Annotated in this window: 18 protein-coding genes; 15 read left to right on the top strand and 3 right to left on the bottom strand. The window is 47.5% G+C overall.

Features of this window, described 5'->3' with window-relative positions:
• Positions 1–17 precede the first annotated feature (17 nt).
• A complete protein-coding gene (locus F8C67_RS05785) occupies positions 18–2,801 on the top strand; it encodes a hypothetical protein (RefSeq protein ID WP_151666874.1) in 2,784 nt (927 codons plus the stop codon).
• Positions 2,802–2,939: 138 nt separating this feature from the next.
• On the opposite strand, the gene F8C67_RS05780 is transcribed toward F8C67_RS05785, so the two are convergent.
• Positions 2,940–3,557: a response regulator transcription factor gene (locus F8C67_RS05780; protein WP_151666873.1), complete on the bottom strand. Its 618-nt coding sequence runs from the start codon at positions 3,555–3,557 to the stop codon at positions 2,940–2,942.
• A gap of 116 nt (positions 3,558–3,673) precedes the next feature.
• On the opposite strand from F8C67_RS05780, the gene F8C67_RS05775 reads away from it, so the two are divergent.
• Complete coding sequence (locus F8C67_RS05775; protein WP_151666872.1) at positions 3,674–4,579, top strand: sensor histidine kinase; 906 nt, start codon at positions 3,674–3,676, stop codon at positions 4,577–4,579.
• On the opposite strand, the gene nadE is transcribed toward F8C67_RS05775, so the two are convergent.
• A complete protein-coding gene (gene nadE / locus F8C67_RS05770; protein ID WP_151666871.1) occupies positions 4,576–5,361 on the bottom strand; it encodes an NAD(+) synthase in 786 nt (261 codons plus the stop codon). The two genes, F8C67_RS05775 and nadE, sit on opposite strands and share 4 nt — an antisense overlap.
• A 55-nt stretch (positions 5,362–5,416) precedes the next feature.
• Between nadE and gldB the strand changes: the two genes are divergently transcribed.
• Both gldB and gldC read left to right on the top strand, forming a co-directional pair.
• A complete protein-coding gene (gldB, locus tag F8C67_RS05765; protein WP_151666870.1) occupies positions 5,417–6,403 on the top strand; it encodes a gliding motility lipoprotein GldB in 987 nt (328 codons plus the stop codon).
• A 3-nt stretch (positions 6,404–6,406) separates the two neighbouring features.
• Entirely contained in the window at positions 6,407–6,745 is a 339-nt protein-coding gene (gene gldC / locus F8C67_RS05760) for a gliding motility protein GldC (protein WP_151666869.1), read from the top strand.
• Position 6,746: 1 nt separating this feature from the next.
• On the opposite strand, the gene yihA is transcribed toward gldC, so the two are convergent.
• Positions 6,747–7,391, bottom strand: coding sequence for a ribosome biogenesis GTP-binding protein YihA/YsxC (yihA, locus tag F8C67_RS05755; RefSeq protein WP_151666868.1), 645 nt, complete (start codon positions 7,389–7,391; stop codon positions 6,747–6,749).
• Between the two features lie 261 nt (positions 7,392–7,652).
• Here yihA and F8C67_RS05750 point away from each other — a divergent pair, with 261 nt between their 5' ends.
• Genes F8C67_RS05750 through F8C67_RS05700 form a run of 11 tightly spaced genes read left to right on the top strand, consistent with a single transcriptional unit; the run spans position 7,653 to position 19,722 of the window.
• Positions 7,653–8,123, top strand: coding sequence for a division/cell wall cluster transcriptional repressor MraZ (locus F8C67_RS05750; protein WP_151666867.1), 471 nt, complete (start codon positions 7,653–7,655; stop codon positions 8,121–8,123).
• Entirely contained in the window at positions 8,110–9,024 is a 915-nt protein-coding gene (gene rsmH / locus F8C67_RS05745; protein ID WP_151666866.1) for a 16S rRNA (cytosine(1402)-N(4))-methyltransferase RsmH, read from the top strand. Before F8C67_RS05750 ends, rsmH begins: the two co-directional genes overlap by 14 nt.
• Positions 9,021–9,344, top strand: a complete 324-nt coding sequence (locus F8C67_RS05740; RefSeq protein WP_151666865.1) for an FtsL-like putative cell division protein — start codon at positions 9,021–9,023, stop codon at positions 9,342–9,344. Before rsmH ends, F8C67_RS05740 begins: the two co-directional genes overlap by 4 nt.
• Positions 9,337–11,325 (top strand): penicillin-binding protein, encoded by a 1,989-nt coding sequence (locus F8C67_RS05735; protein WP_151666864.1) that lies wholly within the window; start codon positions 9,337–9,339, stop codon positions 11,323–11,325. The genes F8C67_RS05740 and F8C67_RS05735 overlap by 8 nt, the downstream gene beginning before the upstream one ends.
• The gene (locus F8C67_RS05730) at positions 11,322–12,785 is read left to right on the top strand and encodes a UDP-N-acetylmuramoyl-L-alanyl-D-glutamate--2,6-diaminopimelate ligase (protein ID WP_151666863.1); all 1,464 of its coding nucleotides are present in this window, start codon (positions 11,322–11,324) and stop codon (positions 12,783–12,785) included. Before F8C67_RS05735 ends, F8C67_RS05730 begins: the two co-directional genes overlap by 4 nt.
• Positions 12,785–14,029: a phospho-N-acetylmuramoyl-pentapeptide-transferase gene (mraY, locus tag F8C67_RS05725; RefSeq protein WP_151666862.1), complete on the top strand. Its 1,245-nt coding sequence runs from the start codon at positions 12,785–12,787 to the stop codon at positions 14,027–14,029. Before F8C67_RS05730 ends, mraY begins: the two co-directional genes overlap by 1 nt.
• A gap of 1 nt (position 14,030) precedes the next feature.
• Positions 14,031–15,377, top strand: a complete 1,347-nt coding sequence (gene murD, locus F8C67_RS05720; RefSeq protein WP_151666861.1) for a UDP-N-acetylmuramoyl-L-alanine--D-glutamate ligase — start codon at positions 14,031–14,033, stop codon at positions 15,375–15,377.
• The gene (locus tag F8C67_RS05715; RefSeq protein ID WP_151666860.1) at positions 15,377–16,564 is read left to right on the top strand and encodes an FtsW/RodA/SpoVE family cell cycle protein; all 1,188 of its coding nucleotides are present in this window, start codon (positions 15,377–15,379) and stop codon (positions 16,562–16,564) included. The genes murD and F8C67_RS05715 overlap by 1 nt, the downstream gene beginning before the upstream one ends.
• On the top strand, positions 16,557–17,651 hold the full coding sequence (murG, locus tag F8C67_RS05710; protein ID WP_151666859.1) for an undecaprenyldiphospho-muramoylpentapeptide beta-N-acetylglucosaminyltransferase: 1,095 nt from the start codon (positions 16,557–16,559) through the stop codon (positions 17,649–17,651). Before F8C67_RS05715 ends, murG begins: the two co-directional genes overlap by 8 nt.
• The gene (gene murC, locus F8C67_RS05705) at positions 17,648–18,994 is read left to right on the top strand and encodes a UDP-N-acetylmuramate--L-alanine ligase (protein ID WP_151666858.1); all 1,347 of its coding nucleotides are present in this window, start codon (positions 17,648–17,650) and stop codon (positions 18,992–18,994) included. Before murG ends, murC begins: the two co-directional genes overlap by 4 nt.
• Before the next feature lie 2 nt (positions 18,995–18,996).
• Entirely contained in the window at positions 18,997–19,722 is a 726-nt protein-coding gene (locus tag F8C67_RS05700) for a cell division protein FtsQ/DivIB (RefSeq protein ID WP_151666857.1), read from the top strand.
• The last annotated feature ends 7 nt before the right edge of the window (positions 19,723–19,729 follow it).

Raw genomic sequence — 19,729 nt, 5'->3', positions numbered from 1 at the left:
AACACATCATCCTCTTAATGAGTGTCTGTGTTGGCCTACTTGGCCACGCGCAGACTTGGACCGGCACGTCCTCCTCAGACTGGTCGAACTCATCCAACTGGAGCGGTAATGTTCCTAGCTCTAATTCGACTGTTACAATCCCTGGAAACACGCCTCACAGTCCAGTAATCACGGGCACTGTGGAGATAAAGAACCTTACTATTGGCGATTGGAATAACAACACAATTCTCACTGTAGACGGGGGTTCTCTAACCGTGAAGGAAGACGTCAACCTGGTAAACAACGCCGAGTTGAAAATGCTTTCCGGAAGCATATCCTTCACCAAAACAAAGAACAAAGCCACATTCGAATTTGCCTATACGAATGCACGCATCAACCTAGTGTCGGGCACGTTCATTTCACATCTGAAGATGGACATCAACGGTACATTCGATGCCGGAAATGCTACTGTCACTTTTGAAGAAGATGTAAAAGTTTCAAGCAATAAGAGCTTTATTGCTGGAAGTGGCTCCATCACGTTTAAGGATAAATGTGAGATAGAGGGCACTATGGATATTGACGGAGCCGATGTGGATTTTGAGGATGACCTAAAGATTAAATCTGGTGGTGTCCTCTATGCTGGAACCGGTCAAATTAGAGCTCTGGACAAGTTTGACTTCAGTAGTAACGCAACACTTCACGTTGAAAATTCAAACTTTGACATTAGCGATGAACTGAAAGCTGAAAGCTCTGCAACCATTACCATACAAGACGGAAGCCTAGAGGTATCAGAAAAGCTAGAACTCAAACACACAGCGTCACTAAGTATTCTAGGCACCGGTTCACTCAACGTTTACGATGAATGTAAACTCAGCCACAATGGTGTTTTGAATGTTGGCGCAGGAACCGTTTCTATCTCTGGAAAGACCGAGACAAAGCAGTCTGGATTCATCAATGTAGGTACTGGATCACTTGCCATAGGAGGAGATTACAATGCAAAGCAAAGTGGGGGTATAAACCTGAATGGAGGGACTGTTACACTTTCTTCGGAGGCCAAATTTGAACAGAGCGGAACCTTCACGGGCACCACTGGAACACTCAATGTTCACGGTCTGCTTAATATCCGAGAAGGCGATCCCCAGTTTACAGCTGGAAAGACTTCTATCAACCTTCATGGCGACATGAGTTTGTGGACAAAATCCGATTTTGCAGCAGACAGTTCAGTCGTAAACTTCATCGGCGGAACCTCGCAGAGCATTACTGGAGACGTCAGCTTCTACAATGTGGTTGTGGACGGCAACACCACTTTACAGTCAAGTGTAAGCAACGTTCAAATCCTCAATTCTTGCACGATGGGTGCGGGTTCGAGTTTCGATTTGACCATGCAGCGCACCGTAGAGATTCAGGGCGTGCTCACTGACCGAGCTTATGAAATATCATCTGAAGCACCTTTCGTTCGCCGCGTATCCTCTGTATCTCCATTCGTTGTACGATTTGAGATGAGCGAGCCAATCACTCAGGCATCCGTCTTGAACGTCTCCAACTATTCGGTAAATAACAACAATAGCGTAGTATCGGTAGCTTCTAATCCGAATAGCCGACTCATTTTCCTCACGCTTCAAGACAGCTTGAACCACAACCTCGACGAATATCGCTTCGTGTTCAACAACCTCATTGGGACGGTGAACAACTTGAGTATCAGTTCGAATCACACGAAAAGATACCTCTACGCGAAGGCAGCTATGTCGAAAGTAGCGGTGGGAAAGGCAAAAACACCTATCACTCCTACGCAATCAGCCATTAAGGTGAATGTTGAATCAACCGACGGTGCGGTAGTGCTATTGAGGAGTGGTACCAAACCAGTTCTTAACCCGTCCGACATCAGTTCTCAAGTAAATGTAGGAGACACCTTGTCCGACGGAAGTCGCCTCATACACACAGGTCAAAATGACTCACTAGCCCTTGGCAATCTGCGTCCAAATAGAAACTACTACGTCCAAGCGGTTGGATACCTAGGCACGTTGGACAACGCCGAATTTGATTCATACACGATTTCAATTGATTCGTTGCGCACGCCGTTTGAGCTGGACATGAAAGTTATCCTCGGCGGGGTTTACGATCCAGACTCTAACCGAATGGTGAGTCAGCTTGCAGAAAAAGGACTACTACCTACTTCCCATCCTTTTGGCAGTGCCCCATGGAATCATGTGGGAACTGAAAGTGTGGTGAGTATCCCGGCTAACGATATCGCCGATTGGTGCCTGTTGGAATTGAGAAGAGCTACGTCAACCAACAGTGCAGATGAAAATACAATCGCCTATCGCGGTGCCTTGTTCCTAAAAGAAAACGGACAAATTGTAGCCTTGGATGGAACGAGTTTCCCAGAAATTCAGTTCGATAATCCGGGTTCATTCATTGCCATTCTATACACTCGAAATCACCTGCCAATTGTGAGTAGTGATACGTTGACATTGGACGGAAACTTGCGCTACAAAATCGATTTTGCGGGTGACCCGTCGTCATGGTTTGATGGAAATAGCGCCGAATTGAGCGACGATGGTACGATCATGTCCTCGTCAGGTCAATCTACAGCAGACGGCACTAGCTTTGAGGTAGACAACAACAGCTACAACAACGCATGGAATGCGCGCAATAGCTCTGGATATGACCCTGCTGATGTGGATATGGATGGAGAGGTGACTGCCAAAGACCGAGCGACCATCTTTACTTCTAAAGCCAAGAGTGTCACCCTTCCAAACAATGGAAATGGCAACGGGGGAAACAACGCAAACCAGGGTGGAAATTCGGGCGGAGGTAACTAAAGCGTAACTCAACATAACTTCACAAAAAAAGCACGAGGATATCTCGTGCTTTTTTGTGCTTTGAAGTCTCATTTTCATCAGATTAGTCTGACAAATTGATCCTGAATCGGTCAGAAAAAAGAGACAAAAAAAATTGGCTTAGTCCTCCATTTCCATGAAGCGATGGCCAAAATTCACTAGGTCAACCACACTCTTGGCACCTAGCTTATTCATCAATCTAATCTTGTATGTGCTCACCGTTTTTTCGGAGATATCAAGTTGATTTGAGATCTCTTTATTGGTGAGTCCGTTGCTCAAAAGTTTCAATACTTCGCTCTCGCGTTTAGACAACTTCATGGCGCTTACTTCGCCACGGCGATTCTTGCGGTAGAGGTTCTCATTGAAGTACTCATCACCGCGCATTACAAGCTTGATGGCCTTGATAACTTCGGCGGGATCAACATCTTTAGACACGTATCCGCTAGCCCCTAGTTTTCTGGCAGTTACACCGTAAATTTCTTCTGGGTGCATGCTTAAAATAACTACCCTAAGCTCCGGATAATTGTCGCGAATGTCGCGTATAGCAGTGATGCCATTCATGCGTGGCATATCGATGTCTAGAAGCAAGACATCTACATCTTTTTCGGCTAATTTGGCGTGAAGATCCTCTCCATCTGTAGCCTCCATGACTAGAGTCATTTCCGACTCTTGCGAAATGAAAAGCTGTATTCCTCTCCGGATTACTGCATGGTCATCAGCGATTCCTACGTGGATCATTTTTTTAATGCTTTGAAGCTAATGTAAGGATTATGTGTGGGATGTTATACATCGGAAAATTTTTGCGACTTTTGAGAAGAGAGCAAGAGAACACCTTATTGAACTAGACCACCAGAATGTCAATTATTGACCTAATTTTAATTGCGACTTCTGCGTTCCTATTGATAGCCGTAGTATGGCTAGTACAGCGATTAAAGAAGTCTGCAACCGTCATTGGCAGCCTAGAAGATCGTGTCGAAATTCTCCTAAAAGAGAAGGAGGACCTCGCGTCCCATATCGACGATTTAAAGGCCGCCGAGAACTTACTGCGCACCACAAATTACACCAGGGCGAAGATTATGTCAATCATCTCCCACAATGTAAAAGGGCCGCTTAAGTACCTACACTATGTATCCAACTTCCTAGATAAAAACTGGGATAACCTTAGCGACGAAGAGCTGCGACATTCCTCAATGGCCATCCTCGACACCTCCCAATCGCTTTACGATTTGGTCGATAATGTCCTGAAATGGTCGAAGCAACAAAATGCCGAAATCCAGTTCAATCCGGAAAGGTTTACAGTAACGTCGTTAATCGACGAAGAAATCAAGATTCAGTCCCCGCTCTTTGCAACCAAGGAGTTAAAAGTGAAGAATCTCGTTGATGAAGGCTTTGAACTAATTGCCGACCGCCACCTTCTGCGACTGATGCTACAAAATGTCTTCAGCAACGCCATCAAATTCTCGAAAGACGGAGGAACGATTCGAATCAAGGCGAAGCGCAATGGTGATACCTGTAGCGTGCTTGTAGAAGATGAAGGCGTGGGAATGAGCAAAGGGGAAATTGAACGAATCTTCGACATTAACGACCACTATACACGTCCGGGAACGAACAACGAAAAGGGCAATGGTATAGGTTTATTGATTATTCAAGACCTAGTGTCGCTCCATGGCGGTAGTATTGCCTTCAGATCCCGACCAGAAAAAGGGACAACCGTAGAGCTCTCGTTCCCTTTACAGGAAGAACCGGCGGTAGTTGCTTAACGAAGCTCATCTGGGATTTCACAAACTGGAATGGGCTCCATCTTGTGTTTGTTGGATCTGTTGAGGCGGGTATAGATTTCATACACCTCTCGCTTTCTGCCCTCAAAATCATCAATTTTGGCACCTTTGTCGGCTTCCGCCATAGCCCATTCTAACTCGGGATATGACGCACCAATCTGATCTTCATCCGTTCTATCATCTCCCCATAGGCCATCTGTAGGAGGTGCAACCTGAATCGCTTCTGGCACTCCGAGATCTTTGGCCAAAGCAAACACCTCTGTTTTTACCAAATCTGCAATAGGCGATAAATCTACTCCGCCATCGCCGTACTTTGTGTAGAAACCTACCCCAAAGTCTTCCACCTTATTCCCCGTACCGGCAACTAGGGCACTGCGCAGGCCAGCAAAGTAATAGAGTGTGGTCATTCTGAAACGAGCTCGGGTATTCACCAGGCTATGGTCGTGCATATCGCTATCTGGCTCAGGAAGCGCTGATACGAAAGCGTCGAATATACCCGTTAGGTCGAGGCGTTGTTCCTCCACATTAGGGAAGCGTCTTCGTAGTTGGGCGATATGCTCTTGGGCTCTTGTTACTTGCGATTCAGCCTGATGAATAGGCATTTCAACGCAAAGAGTGGGTAATCCAGTAAGGGCACAAAGTGAAGAGGTTACGGCTGAATCAATACCACCGCTCACACCAACCACGAATCCTTTTGTGCCAGATTGCGCGGCGTATGACTTCATCCAATTTACAATGTGATTGATAACTCCTTCTGTATTCATGACTCGACCTTTGTGGCTACATTTGCAGCGAAAATACGACTACCAAAAGAGAACAATGCGAAATTCAATACGGTTCATCCTTCTTTTTTCAGCCGCTTTACTCATAGGCGGATGCAGCGAAGACCGCTGGGATGTTGATGTTTCCAAAGTGCCGCAGGAAACTACATTCCACGCTTTTGCGGAGATGTACTACGAGAATGACTCTGCTACGTTCTTTGCCCGTTTGCCTCAGATGGTGGAAGAATATCCACACTTCTTTCGTGGCTCTGATAGTATGATTTGGGTTGACCAGCGTTTCGACCGCCAGCTCAACCAACTTTGGCAAGATTCAAAAATCGCATTCACTGCAGGTGTAGAAGCGAGTGTAAAATCCGAGATTGAAAACGGGTTTAAACACTACTATTACCACTTCCCTGAGGCTGAGTCGCACGATGTGTACACCTACCTTAGCAACTTGCAGTTCGACTTCCCGGTTCTATACGTCGACAGTCTGAACTCGGTATTTATCGCCAAAGACACCTACCTCGGCAGCGATCACCCAGCGTATGTGAATATCCCGAGCTACATATCCCGCAGGCTTAACCCAAGCCACATTGCGGCAGATGTCTTCGAAGAAATTGCGAAGTCGCACATGGCACAACCTTCAGAAGAGGGATTAATTGAAGACATGGTTCAGATGGGCATTGTGCGGTACTTTCAGACAGCCGTATTGCGCAACACTCCGCACGAAGTCATTTTCGGCTACACACCTGAGCAGTTGGCCTTTTGTCGCGAATACGAGCTCAACATATGGCGCTACTTTGTAGAGGGAATGATGCTCTTTGAAAGTGACATCGACCTCAAGAGACGTTTTGTGATGGAGGCGCCATTTTCAAAATTTTATACAGACATCGACAATCAAACCCCTGGCAGGATTGCCGAATGGATAGGTTGGAATATTGTTGATTCATACATGCGCAAACACGATGATGTGACGCTACAGGAATTACTCAGCACATCGGATTTCCGCAAACTATTTAGAGATTCAAACTACAAGCCTTAAGACATGAGCAATAGTCATAAATCACAGATTACCATCGATGTAGAACTCGACGTAAATCGAGTTCCAGAGAAGATCAACTGGAATGCAACAGATGGTGGTATTTCCAACGAAGCAGCGAAAGCCATTATGCTTGGTGTTTGGGACGAGAAAACGAAGAATACGTTGCGCATCGACTTGTGGACCAAGGATATGTTGATGGACGAAATGAAGCAATTCTACCATCAAACCATCTTGAGTTTAGCAGATAGCTTTGAGCGTGCAACAGACGAGAAAAATATGGCGGCCGATATGCGTGACTTCGCAGCGCACTTTGCCGACAAGCTCGACTTGATCAAAAAGTAACTTACAGGGGCTTCGGCCCTTTGTTGAAATGCTCCTTGGTGGCATCCACGAGGTTGTCGATGTACGCCATAATTTCCATGCGTCCAATTTTGGAGCTTGCCGACGTCTTGAATTGAGGTGGCAACTCCTCCCATTGTTTCAGCATTTCCTTTCCATATGCAGCTATGTTCTTGCGAACTTGGTTACTGCTCAGCTTGTCGATTTTGGTAAATACAATGCTGAATGGTATCCCTTCGCGACCTAGCATGGCCATGAACTCGAGGTCGTTTTTCTGTGGGGTATGGCGCGAATCGATCAGCACAAAAAGGTTGATGAGATTCGGGCGCTCCTTCACGTAGTGATTGATCATCCCCATAAACTTCTTGCGGTCTTCCTTACTCACCTTGGCGTAGCCATACCCAGGCAAATCGACGAGGTACCACTGCTCATTCACAAGGAAGTGATTGATGAGCTGGGTCTTCCCAGGCCTTCCGGAAGTCTTAGCCAAATCCTTCCGGTTCACGAGCATATTAATCAAGCTACTCTTACCCACGTTCGATCTTCCGATGAACGCGAATTCGGGCATATCTGGCTCGGGACATTTATCCGCGCGAGGACTACTTATTACGAAGTCTGCGCTGTGTATTGGAAAGAGTTCTTTTGACATGCCGCAAAGGTAGGGTATGTAAGTGAACCACAGATGATACCCCTTGGGTTCATACGTGCGCGATGAACACCCTACCCCCGTCTATCAAGTTATCAACTGCTTCCCACATTTCCCCACTTGCATATTTCCAGTATTTGTAGGACTTTTGGAGTGGTAACAATATCTCGATAAACAGAAAGTTATCAACAGTAGACTATTTGGTGGGAAAAAGTGGGAATGTATTTCTACTTTTGAGTCAAAGCGAATCCAAAATCCAACTAATTGAACCTCATAGGAGTACATGAATGTAAGATGGACGCCAAAGGGCGTTTACTCCTGCCAGCAGGGCTGAAAAAGCAGCTTTTGCCGGTTTTGGATCGCGGATTCGTGCTCAAGCGTAGCGTTTTTCAAAAATGCCTTGAGCTGTACCCAATGACTGAATGGGAAACTGTGATGGGTCGAGTGAATAAACTCAATCGATTCGTCAAGAAGAATAATGACTTCATCCGCATGTTCACTGCTGGAGTCAAGGTTATCGAGATTGATGGCTCAGGAAGAATCCTCGTTCCAAAAGACCTCTTGAATTTCGCCGGATTGTCAGGACACCTCGTCCTTTCCGCCTCGGTAGATATGATTGAGATCTGGGACAAAACGGCTTACGAAGCCGTGCTGGACGATCCTGAAGTTGATTTCGCGTCCTTGGCCGAGGATGTGATGGGCGGTGCTAATAGTGCCGACCATGAGCTATCATAATCCCGTATTACTCAAAGAATGCATCGATGGATTGAACATCAATCCTGACGGTACGTATGTCGACCTCACCTTTGGTGGCGGCGGCCACAGCCGTGCTATTCTCGAGAAACTAGGCCCCAATGGAAGGCTTTTCGCTTTCGATCAAGACCCAGACGCACAGGCGAATGTTCCGAACGACCCTAGGTTCACACTAATCGCTCAGAATTTCGCACTGCTCGAAAAGTTCCTTCGCTTTTACAAGGCCATTCCCGTAGATGGAATCTTGGCCGACCTAGGCGTCAGCTCACATCAATTCGATGAAATCGAGCGTGGATTTTCCATTCGTGGCGACGCGGATCTCGACATGCGAATGAATCCAACGGCCGGGCAAACTGCTGCAGAGGTTCTCGCTGAGTACGACGAAGCAGACATTGCCAACATCCTGTACCGATATGGCGAAGTGAAAGCTTCACGTCCCATTGCGCGAGCAATCGTACAGCGAAGAGAAGAAGAGCCAATCGTACGCGTGAATGACCTGCTTTCGGTGATTCAAAAATGGACACCCAAGTTCAAAGGACACAAGTTTCAAGCTCAGGTCTTTCAAGCTCTTCGAATTGAGGTGAACAAAGAGTTAGAAGTGCTAGAGCAAATGCTCCAAGCCACCCCAAAGGTGCTAAAGGAAGGCGGCCGATTGGTGGTTATGAGCTACCACTCGCTGGAAGATCGAATGGTGAAGCAATTCATCCGCGAAGGTGTATTCAAAGGCGAAGCAGAAAGAGATATGTACGGCAATCGATTCGTGCCTTTTAACCCCGTGGTTAGAAAAGCAATCGTAGCCAACGAAGAAGAAATAGAATCAAACTCGCGCGCTAGAAGCGCTCGATTGAGAATTGCAGAACGAACCGACCTAAAAGTAGAATGAGCAAAATAGGAGATAACATAGGCGCATTTCTCCGCGGAAGTTTTCTCGCCAATGAGCGAGTAACACGGCATTTCCCGCTAATGGTCTATATCCTACTCCTCTCCCTAGTAGCTATCTACAGTGCCCATAGCGCAGATCGCAAAGTTCACCGAATTCAAAAACTACAGACTCAAGTAGACGAGCTAGAGTCGGAACACCACGACACCAAGTCTCGACTCATGCAGTTGGGACTTGAATCAAAAGTAGAAGAGCGGGTAGCTCCTCTCGGACTAGAAACACCTGAACACCCACCGGTAAAGCTCAGAGCATCGGATGACTGAACAGAAATCAAATATCATCACCAAAAGAACGCTTGTAATTGGCGTGCTCATGGGAGTGTTTGCGATCTCGATAGTTGTCAAACTCTCCCTCGTGCTTTTTGCAGAAGGTCCAGCTCTTCGAGAAAGAGCAGACCGACTTGCTACACGCGACATGGTGCTGGAAGCCAAGCGTGGAAACATCTACTCTGCAGACGGTAAACTCCTGGCGACGAGCATGCCGGTGTATGACATCTTCATGGACCCAGGGGCTCCATCGGACGACGACTTCTACGAAAACATCAATGCACTTAGTCAAGAGCTAGGCCGCATTTTTCCATCAAAAAACGCATCTCAATGGGCTTCTTACTTGAAGTCGAAACGAGACAACGGAGATCGATATGTAAGGCTCGGCGAAGACCTCACGTTTAGTCAGCTTCAGCAGGTGCGCAGCTTCCCACTCTTCAAACTCGGGAAGTATAGAGGCGGACTGATTTCCGAGCAACAACACTACCGCATGATGCCACTTGGCCGCATTGCGGAGAGAACCATTGGCTACGAGCGCGAAACAGATCAAGCGGGAGTTGAAGGGTCCTTTTCAAGCTATCTATCGGGACGAGATGGTCATCGTCTTATGCAGAAAATCGCCAATGGAAACTGGAAGCCGCTTGACGACGCAAATGCCATCGCACCGAGAAATGGTCAGGATGTGGTAACCACAATAGACACCCGAATTCAGGATGTGGCTCACCGCAGCTTGCTCACGGCACTCGTGAATTACGAAGCGGACCATGGCTGCGCTGTTGTGATGGAAGTCAGCACTGGTGAAATCAAGGCGATTGTCAATCTCGGAAGAACCGAAGACGGGAACTACTATGAAGCGCGGAACTACGCGGTTTGGGAAAGTACGGAACCTGGCTCCACCTTCAAACTTGCCTCCTTGATGGTTGCACTCGAAGACGGGGTTGTCGACACTGCGGATATCATTGACACAGAGAATGGAATCTACCAGATTTACAATCGAAAGGTGAAGGACTCCAATGTGAAATGGGGTCGCGGCGGCTATGGTGAAATCTCTCTTGCCGAAGCTTTCAGAAAATCTTCGAACACAGGAATTGTCAAGGCCATTTACCCGCAGTATCGAGACAATCCACAGGCTTTCATCGATCGCCTTTATCAGATAGGTCTACAGGAAAAAACGGGAATCCAAATTCAAGGTGAATCTCAACCACGCATCCCCACCCCAAGTGATGCATCATGGTCTGGCACCAGCCTACCGTGGATTGCATTTGGGTATGAAGTGAGAATGACGCCATTACAGGTACTGGCATTTTACAATGCCATTGCCAACGATGGCGAGATGGTTCAACCAAAGCTTGTAAGCGAGATTCGCCAGCACGGCAGAACGGTTCAGGAATTCCCGACAGAAATTCTCAATCCATCAATTTGTAGCGAGTCTACTCTCCGACAACTCCAGACACTTCTCGCGGGGGTCGTTGAGCGAGGAACGGCTACTAACATCCGCTCTGAAACCTTCAGCATGGCTGGAAAGACAGGGACTTGTCAACAGAATTATTGGATTGCTGGCACACATGATTACCAGGCTTCATTCGCGGGTTACTTCCCTGCGGATAATCCGCAGTACAGCTGCATTGTGGTAGTAAACCAGCCCAACCCTCTCAAGGGATATTACGGCTCTACTGTAGCAGCACCGGTATTCAGGGAGATTGCTGACGAAGTGTACCGAAGCACACCGCAGGAAACGGAACTAGAGGTAATTGAAGAACCTCAGCTAGCTGACAACGTGGAAACTAACTGGCAAAACCAGGTAGAAGAAGGAGTTATTCCAAACCTCAAGGGGCTCAATGGAATGGACGTTATCAGCACGCTAGAAAACATGGGATACCGTGTGGAAATTGAAGGAGCCGGACGCGTTCAGTCGCAATGGCCACGCGCAGGAACGGCACATCCGAAGTCACAAATGATTCGATTACGATTGGGATGAAAATACTAAAGGACATACTGTACAAAACTGGGATTGTTCATGTTGAGGGCAGCACGAATGTGGCTATCCAAAACATCGTATTCGATTCTCGCGCCGTTAAGAAGGACAGCCTATTTGTGGCTATGCGAGGTACTCAGGTAGACGGACACAAGTACATCGCCAAGGCCATTGAACTCGGAGCTCGCGCTATTATTTGCGAAGAGACACCGGAGAACCTGAAAGACGGGGTGACCTTTGTATTGGTGAAGAATACCGCCGAGGCTTTAGCACAAGCTGCAAGCAACTTCTACGACGAACCTTCCAAGGACCTTAAGCTGGTAGGCGTAACGGGCACGAACGGAAAGACCACCACCACTACTTTGATGTACGATCTGTGCACGGCGCTTGACAAGAAGGCCGGACTCATCAGCACGGTAAGAATCAAGATTGGAAAGCACGAAATTCCAGCGACACATACGACCCCCGACCCTGTAACCATCAATCGCATTTTGCGCGACATGGTGGATCATGGCTGCAAGTATGCCTTCATGGAAGTTAGCTCACACGGCTTGCACCAGAAGAGAGTTCATGCATTGAAATTCTCGGGCGGAGTATTCACGAACATCACCCACGACCACCTTGACTATCACAAGACATTTGACGATTACATTCTAGCCAAGAAGATTTTGTTCGACATCCTTCCGCAGGATGCCTTTGCCCTTGTGAATATTGATGACCGACATGGCGACACCATGCTCCATCACACGAAGGCCGAAAAGAAAAGCTTCGCACTAAAAAAACCGTCGGACTACAAAGCGCGCATCATGGAGCAACAGCTCAATGGTACGCTTATCCGCATCAACGAGAAAGAGTTCTGGACCAAGCTGATTGGAGACTTCAATGCGTACAACATGGCCGCTGTATTTGGCGTAGCTATGGAGCTGGGCTTTGACGAGTTACAAACACTAACCGCCCTAAGCACACTCAACGCAGTAGAGGGAAGATTCCAATATGTGCGCTCTCCCAAAGGCCTTATTGGCATTGTGGATTACGCCCACACTCCCGATGCATTGAAGAACGTGCTAGAAACCATCAACGGAATTCGCACGGGCAATGAAACGGTCTACTGTCTCGTAGGGTGTGGCGGCGACCGCGACGCCTCCAAACGTCCGGTTATGGCCAAGATAGCCACCCAATTGGCAGACAAGGCCATACTGACTTCGGACAATCCGAGGACGGAAGATCCGGAGGCAATTCTACGTGATATGGAGAAAGGCGTGGAAGCTCAAAACAGCGGAAAACGACTCACTATAACTGACCGTCGTGAAGCGATTAGAACAGCATGTTCACTCGCATCCGAAGGAGACATCATTCTTGTGGCCGGGAAAGGTCATGAGAAATACCAAGACGTAAACGGGGTAAAACACCCATTTGACGATCTAGCCGAACTGAACAACGCCTTTACTGAATTCAAGAAATAATGCTGACATACCTCTTCGAATACTTGCAGCAGAACTTCGACTTCCCAGGAGCCGGACTGTTCCAATACATCTCATTCCGTGCTGCCATGGCAGTAGTTACCTCGTTGATTGTTTCCATGATCATTGGCAAGCGTATCATTCGCTTCCTTCAAATCAAACAAATCGGCGAAACGGTGCGTCAGCTTGGCCTTCAAGGCGAAGACTTGAAGAAGGGAACGCCGACCATGGGGGGAATCATCATCTTGGCAGCCATTCTAATTCCAGTTCTGCTCTTTGCCCGCCTAGAGAACGTCTACATCCAGATGCTCGTAATCACAACCCTATGGATGGGAACAATTGGTTTCATTGATGACTACATCAAGGTATTTAAGAAGAATAAGGAAGGACTACGTGGCAAGTTCAAGGTGATAGGCCAGGTCGGGCTTGGCATCATCATAGGCTCTATGCTCTACTTCCATCCGGATGTTACGATTAAGGAAGAAGCACGTGGTGCCGATCAACAATCAACTTCTGAATTATACGGCGACAATGTGCAGTCGATTCCCGTATTTATGGATGCTGAGAAGTCGACTAAGACTACCATTCCGTTCTTCAAGAACAACGAATTTGACTACAACCGCTTAATTACATGGATTGATGAGGACCTCGAAGGATATACGTGGATCATCTTCATCCCGATTATCATCTTTATAATCACGGCGGTATCGAACGGCGCGAACTTAACGGATGGCCTCGACGGATTAGCCACGGGAACCTCGGCTATTGTCGCCACGGCATTAGCTGTACTGGCTTACGTTTCCGGCTCGGTCATATTCGCAGATTACTTTGACATCATGTACATCCCGTTCTCGGGCGAGATGGTAATCTTCGCTGCCGCATTCATCGGAGCATGTATCGGATTCTTGTGGTACAACAGCTACCCTGCCCAGGTATTTATGGGAGATACGGGCAGCTTGGCCATTGGCGCAATCATCGCAGTTTTTGCCATAGCAGTTAGAAAGGAACTTCTTATCCCAATCCTCTGCGGGGTATTCTTGATTGAGAACCTCAGCGTGATTATGCAGGTGAGCTACTTCAAATACACAAAGAAGCGCACGGGCACAGGTAAGCGCATCTTCTTGATGTCACCACTCCATCACCACTACCAAAAGAAAGGATACCACGAAGCCAAGATTGTAAACCGATTCTGGATCGTGAGCATCATGCTCGCGGTATTCGCCATCATCACTTTGAAACTGAGATAAGTTGAGCTCGAAGAAAGGAAATATCACCATTCTGGGCGCTGGCGAAAGCGGCGTTGGCGCAGCTATTCTGGCGAAAAAGCTCGGGTATCGTGTGTTTGTGAGCGACAAGGGAGCTATTGCCGAGCACTATGCCGAAGAGCTTAAAAAGCGAGGTATTGAATTTGAAAGTGGGCAGCACGACGAAGCGCGCATTCTCAAATCGAAACTCGTAGTGAAGAGTCCCGGGATACCGGAGACAGCTCCACTGATTAAAAAGCTTCGCGAGAGGGAAAAAGAAATCATCTCTGAGATTGAATTTGGTTTCCTGCACCAAAGCGGAACCATCGTTGCCATTACAGGATCGAATGGAAAAACCACAGTCACTAGCCTGACCCATCACATCCTCAAAAATGCCGGTTTAGATGTCGGATTAGGAGGAAACATCGGGAAGAGCTTTGCCCGGATGGTGGCCGAAGATCCTCATGAATACTACGTGCTTGAGGTAAGCAGCTTTCAGCTAGACGACTGCTACAAATTCGCTCCGCACATATCCATCATCACCAATATTACTCCAGATCATTTGGACCGGTATGACAACAAGATGGAGAACTATGTGGCCTCGAAGTTCAGAATCATTCAAGCTCAAAAAAGAGACAATCACTTCATCTACTGCGGTGATGACATGGAAACGATCAAAGGTCTTGGTCGATTCAAAATCAAACCACATGCGCACGCCTTCAGCCTTGAACATAAGGTGGATGACGGAGCATACTACGACACTGAAAAAGAACAAATAGTACTAACGATAGACTTGGAATCAATGAACATTGACGAACTAGCCCTACAAGGCAAACACAACACCTACAACAGCATGGCTGCCGGAATGGCAAGCCGACTCCTTCAAATCCGCAAGGAGACTATACGCGAAAGCCTTTCCGACTTTGACGCCCTTGAGCACCGTCTCGAGCCTGTAATGGAAATTCACGGGATTGAATTCATCAACGATTCAAAAGCTACCAACGTAAACTCCACCTACTACGCCCTCGAAAGCATGAAGAAACAGGTGGTATGGATTGTAGGTGGTGTGGATAAAGGAAACGACTACAGTCAGCTTACACCGCTTGTTTCAGAGCATGTAAAGGCCATAGTGTGTCTCGGTGAGAACGTTCAGAAAATTCACGACGAATTTGAAAGCGAAGTAGAGCTCATCACAGACGTGAAGAGCATGCAAGACGCGGTTCAAGCAGCCTACCGCTTTGCCGACAAAGGCGATGTAGTGCTTCTTTCTCCAGCTTGTGCGAGCTTCGACTTGTTCGAGAATTACGAGGATAGAGGTCGACAATTTAAAGACGAAGTGCGCGCACTTTAATGAACAGAACGCTCAAATACTTCGATGGCGACAGAACCCTGTGGGTGATTGTCTTCGCGCTCGGACTATTCTCCTTCTTACCGGTGTATAGTGCAAGCAGCAACATTGCATTCCGCTTTGGTGACGGACATGTGATGAGCATGCTCATTAAGCACGCGGTTTACATGGGGCTTGGTTTGGGATTGATGTATTTGGTTCACAGAGTTCAGTACAAATATTTCGCCCCGCTAAGCCTTTTGATTCTGCCTTTGATCGCGATTCTATTGGCCGTTACATTGGTGAGCGGACATGAAGTTGCCAATGCTAGTCGATGGATAAAGATTCCTATCGTTAATGTCACTTTTCAACCATCAGCACTAGCCTCAATTGTACTCCTCACCTACCTCGCAAGATATATGGCGAAGTATAGAGAATCCATAGAAAACTTTGGCCAGACCATCATGCGCGGATTGCTACCCATAGCGGTTGTTTGCGGATTGATTCTTCCTGCAAACTTCAGTACAGCCGCCATAGTCTTTGCTTTGAGCATGATCGTTCTCTTTGTGGGTGGATTCCCATTGAAGTATATGATGCGCATTTTCGGACTCGGCATCGCGGGACTCGGCCTATTCGTGCTCCTTGTGATGGCATTCCCAAACATGAGCAACCGGATTGACACGGCTAAAACGAGGATAGAAAGCTTCATTTCAGGAGATGAAGAAGCCAACTACCAAGTTGAGCACGCCAAGATGGCCATAGCCCGTGGAAACGTATTTGGAACAGGTCCCGGCAAAAGCGCTCAAAAGAACTTTTTATCTCAAAGCGAATCCGACTTCATTTACGCCATTGTGAATGAAGAATTTGGATTGATTGGCGGGCTATTCATACTCATGGCGTACGTATGGCTCACCTTAAGGGTGATTCGAATATCCATGAAAGCCCAAGATAAGTTTGGCCGATTACTCGCCTTTGGGGTTGGATTAGGCGTAGCCTTCCAGGCCTTCATCAACATGGGCGTTGCGGTGAACCTTTTGCCCACAACGGGACAACCACTTCCGTTCATATCATCGGGTGGATCATCCTTGTGGATGACATGTATCGCTCTCGGAATGGTTCAAAGTGTGGCGCGAGGCTTAAATGCCTCCCCAGAGATTGTGAACGACACGGAAATGTTTAACGAAAGTATTCCTCAAGATGCCTATGCCTAAGAAGAGATTTATGGTGAGTGGTGGCGGCACCGGAGGCCACATCTTCCCGGCACTTTCTATTGCCAACGAATTGAAGAGTCGCTATCCAGACGCGGCCATTGAATTTGTGGGTGCGGAAGGGCGAATGGAAATGGACCGTGTTCCAAAAGAAGGTTACAAAATCCATGGTCTTCCCATAGTAGGATTGAACAGATCGAGCATTGCAGCGAATTTGAAGTTTCCAGTGAAGCTCATTCGAAGTGTTGCCCAATGCCGAAAAATCCTCAAAGAATTTCGTCCAGATGTAGTGATAGGAACCGGCGGTTTTGCAAGCGGTCCATTGCTCTACGTGGCTCAACGAATGGGGATTCCTACGGTCATTCAGGAACAGAACAGCTACGCTGGCATTACAAATAAGCGACTTGGCGCGAAGGCAAAAGCTATATGTGTGGCCTATGAAGGAATGGAGAGCTTCTTCCCGAAGGATAGCATCTACCTCACCGGCAATCCGGTACGTCCAGTTATTGTAGACAGCCACGCCAGCAAAGCGGATGCGCTTGTTTATTTCGGATTGAATCCAGAAAAGAAAACCCTCCTAGTACTTGGCGGTAGCCTTGGCGCTCGCAGGGTTAATGAAGCCGTTGAACAAATTATGCCTTGGGCCGAAAAGGCGGGACTTCAGATACTGTGGCAATGTGGGAAGCTCTACTACAAGCAGCTTGAACAGCGCATAGGAGACAATCCAAATGTTCACTTGCACGCCTTCATCAGCAAGATGGAAATGGCCTACGCGGCAGGCGATATCATTATGTCGAGAGCTGGAGCTGGAACTATCAGTGAGCTGGCTATAGTGGGGAAACCCACGGTATTGATCCCATCGCCTAATGTGGCAGAAGATCATCAAACTAAAAACGCCTTGGCCCTGGTGGAAAGAAAGGCGGCATTGCTCATCCGCGAAAGTGAAATAGATGAGCGATTAGAGGCAGACTTAGAGCGGTTGTTAAACGACGAACCTCGGAGAAAGCAACTTTCAGAGAATTTGAAAAAAATGGCAATTCCAGATGCCACAACACGCATAGTAGACCTAATTGAGCCATTAATCGGATGACAACAGGTTCGTACAACCATATCTTCTTCCTCGGTATCGGAGGGATTGGCGTAAGCGCCCTTGCACGGTATTTCCATGCAAAGGGGAAGCTTGTTGCTGGGTACGACAAAACCGATTCTCCCCTCATTAATAAACTGAGAGAAGAAGGCATTGAGGTCACCTTGGACGACAACTGGAGTCATCTGCCAAGTGACTTTAGAGATATAGAGAAGACCTTGATTGTCTACACCCCGGCAGTTCCAAAGAACACCAACCTCTTCAAATATTTCGCTGAGAATAAATTCGAAATGCGAAAACGTAGCCAGGTGCTCGGGGAGATTGTGAACGCCGGCGAAGGTATTGCGGTTGCAGGAACGCATGGAAAGACGACCACGAGTAGTATGGCGGCACACCTCCTACATCATGCAGGCATAAACGCAAGCGCATTCTTAGGTGGTATCGCCAACAACTTCGGCAGCAATTTGGTCATTGGCCGAGCTAAGCAAGTAGTTGTTGAGGCCGACGAATACGACCGTTCGTTTATGTGGCTCCATCCGAAGCATACCGCTATCACGTCTATGGACCCAGACCACATGGACATCTATGGAAGTCCGGAACAAATGGTAGCCACCTACAACGATTTTGCTCGTCAGGCTAGCCAAAGTGGAACGGTTATACACCGCCATGGGCTGCCGTTGGAAGGACCGAGTTATGGAGTTGAGGTTGATGCGGACTACACCGCGCAAAACGTTCGGGTAGAAGACGGCTGGTTTGTATTCGACCTGAAATTCCCCCACATGACCATTCAGGGCGTTAAGGCGGGGCTACCGGGTAGACATAATGTTGAAAATGCTGTAGCAGCCGCGGCCTTGGCCTATTTGGCCGGATCACGAGCAAAAGACATTGCAAGCGGCATTGAAACCTTTAAAGGTGTAAAGCGCAGGTTTGATTTCGTGTTGCGCGAGGACAATCGTGTTGTTATAGACGACTATGCACACCATCCGGAGGAGTTAAGAGCCATCATCGGGTCGGCCAGAGAGCTCTTCCCCGACAGAAAACTTACGGTGATGTTCCAACCACACCTGTTCTCTAGGACGAAAGACTTTCTGGTAGAATTTGCAAAGGTGCTCAGCGAAGTTGATGAATTGCGGCTCTTAGAAATATACCCAGCACGAGAGGAACCTATCCCTGGAATCACGAGTTCGACATTGTTGAAAAAGTGCACGATTGAAGGTGGCAAGGTACTTTCTCGTGAAGAGGCAGTTGACGAAATTTGCGCTTTAGATCCGGAGCTGCTCTTAATCCTTGGCGCCGGGGATATCGATAGATTAGTTGAACCCATTGTAAACGCCCTCCAATCATGAAAATGAAACGGATATTGAAGGCCGCATCTTGGCTTTTAGGGATCGCAATTTTTGCGGTTGCAATGGGATTTGCGTCATCGCAGGAAGATGAATCGGTGGTTACTGAGTTGAATATCAACCTAGAACAACCTGAAAACCAGTACTTCCTCACAATAGAAAATATATCTAAAATAGTTGATAATCAAGAAGATAGCATAGTTGGCAAGGCATTGAATTTAATTAACACTGCATTGTTAGAAGAAAGCCTTGAGAATCACCCGCTTATCAATGAAGCGGAGGTATATTTCACATTGGACGGTCGTATATCTGTAGACGTCGTGCAGCATCGAGCCATAGCGCGAGTGCGTTCTGGAGGCGAAGATGTTTACATGAACGAATATGGAGAGCGATTTCCACGAAGTAAAAACCACTCAGCCAACGTACCCATGATTACCGGGCACATCGACAGCAGTCATTGGCAGGAAGCATATCACTTCCTCCAGCTGCTCGACGACTCTTCTTGGCTCGGTGGAAATCTCGAAGCATTACAGCGCGATTCAACTGGGCACTACACGGTGTATCCACGAATCGGAAGGCATCACATCATTTGGGGTGATTTAGAAGATTCTGAATCTAAGCTCCAGAAGTTGGCTGTTTTCTACTCATTCCTCGAGAAGGAAGGGCAGATGAACGAAGTAAAGACCATTGACCTCAGGTTCAATGATCAAGTAGTAAGTACGAAGTTTTGACCACGAT

This window comes from Phaeocystidibacter luteus, assembly GCF_008933115.1.
Classification (GTDB): domain Bacteria; phylum Bacteroidota; class Bacteroidia; order Flavobacteriales; family Schleiferiaceae; genus Phaeocystidibacter; species Phaeocystidibacter luteus.
This window is presented reverse-complemented; position numbering and strand designations above follow the sequence as displayed.

What these genes read in the sequence shown, in the direction of transcription:
- F8C67_RS05785 (WP_151666874.1), top strand. Translation starts at nt 18, where the DNA reads ATGAGTGTCTGTGTTGGCCTACTTGGCCACGCGCAGACTTGGACCGGC.
- F8C67_RS05780 (WP_151666873.1), bottom strand. Translation starts at nt 3,557, where the DNA reads ATGATCCACGTAGGAATCGCTGATGACCATGCAGTAATCCGGAGAGGA.
- F8C67_RS05775 (WP_151666872.1), top strand. Translation starts at nt 3,674, where the DNA reads ATGTCAATTATTGACCTAATTTTAATTGCGACTTCTGCGTTCCTATTG.
- nadE (WP_151666871.1), bottom strand. Translation starts at nt 5,361, where the DNA reads ATGAATACAGAAGGAGTTATCAATCACATTGTAAATTGGATGAAGTCA.
- gldB (WP_151666870.1), top strand. Translation starts at nt 5,417, where the DNA reads ATGCGAAATTCAATACGGTTCATCCTTCTTTTTTCAGCCGCTTTACTC.
- gldC (WP_151666869.1), top strand. Translation starts at nt 6,407, where the DNA reads ATGAGCAATAGTCATAAATCACAGATTACCATCGATGTAGAACTCGAC.
- yihA (WP_151666868.1), bottom strand. Translation starts at nt 7,391, where the DNA reads ATGTCAAAAGAACTCTTTCCAATACACAGCGCAGACTTCGTAATAAGT.
- rsmH (WP_151666866.1), top strand. Translation starts at nt 8,110, where the DNA reads ATGAGCTATCATAATCCCGTATTACTCAAAGAATGCATCGATGGATTG.
- F8C67_RS05740 (WP_151666865.1), top strand. Translation starts at nt 9,021, where the DNA reads ATGAGCAAAATAGGAGATAACATAGGCGCATTTCTCCGCGGAAGTTTT.
- F8C67_RS05735 (WP_151666864.1), top strand. Translation starts at nt 9,337, where the DNA reads ATGACTGAACAGAAATCAAATATCATCACCAAAAGAACGCTTGTAATT.
- F8C67_RS05730 (WP_151666863.1), top strand. Translation starts at nt 11,322, where the DNA reads ATGAAAATACTAAAGGACATACTGTACAAAACTGGGATTGTTCATGTT.
- mraY (WP_151666862.1), top strand. Translation starts at nt 12,785, where the DNA reads ATGCTGACATACCTCTTCGAATACTTGCAGCAGAACTTCGACTTCCCA.
- F8C67_RS05715 (WP_151666860.1), top strand. Translation starts at nt 15,377, where the DNA reads ATGAACAGAACGCTCAAATACTTCGATGGCGACAGAACCCTGTGGGTG.
- murG (WP_151666859.1), top strand. Translation starts at nt 16,557, where the DNA reads ATGCCTAAGAAGAGATTTATGGTGAGTGGTGGCGGCACCGGAGGCCAC.
- murC (WP_151666858.1), top strand. Translation starts at nt 17,648, where the DNA reads ATGACAACAGGTTCGTACAACCATATCTTCTTCCTCGGTATCGGAGGG.
- F8C67_RS05700 (WP_151666857.1), top strand. Translation starts at nt 18,997, where the DNA reads ATGAAACGGATATTGAAGGCCGCATCTTGGCTTTTAGGGATCGCAATT.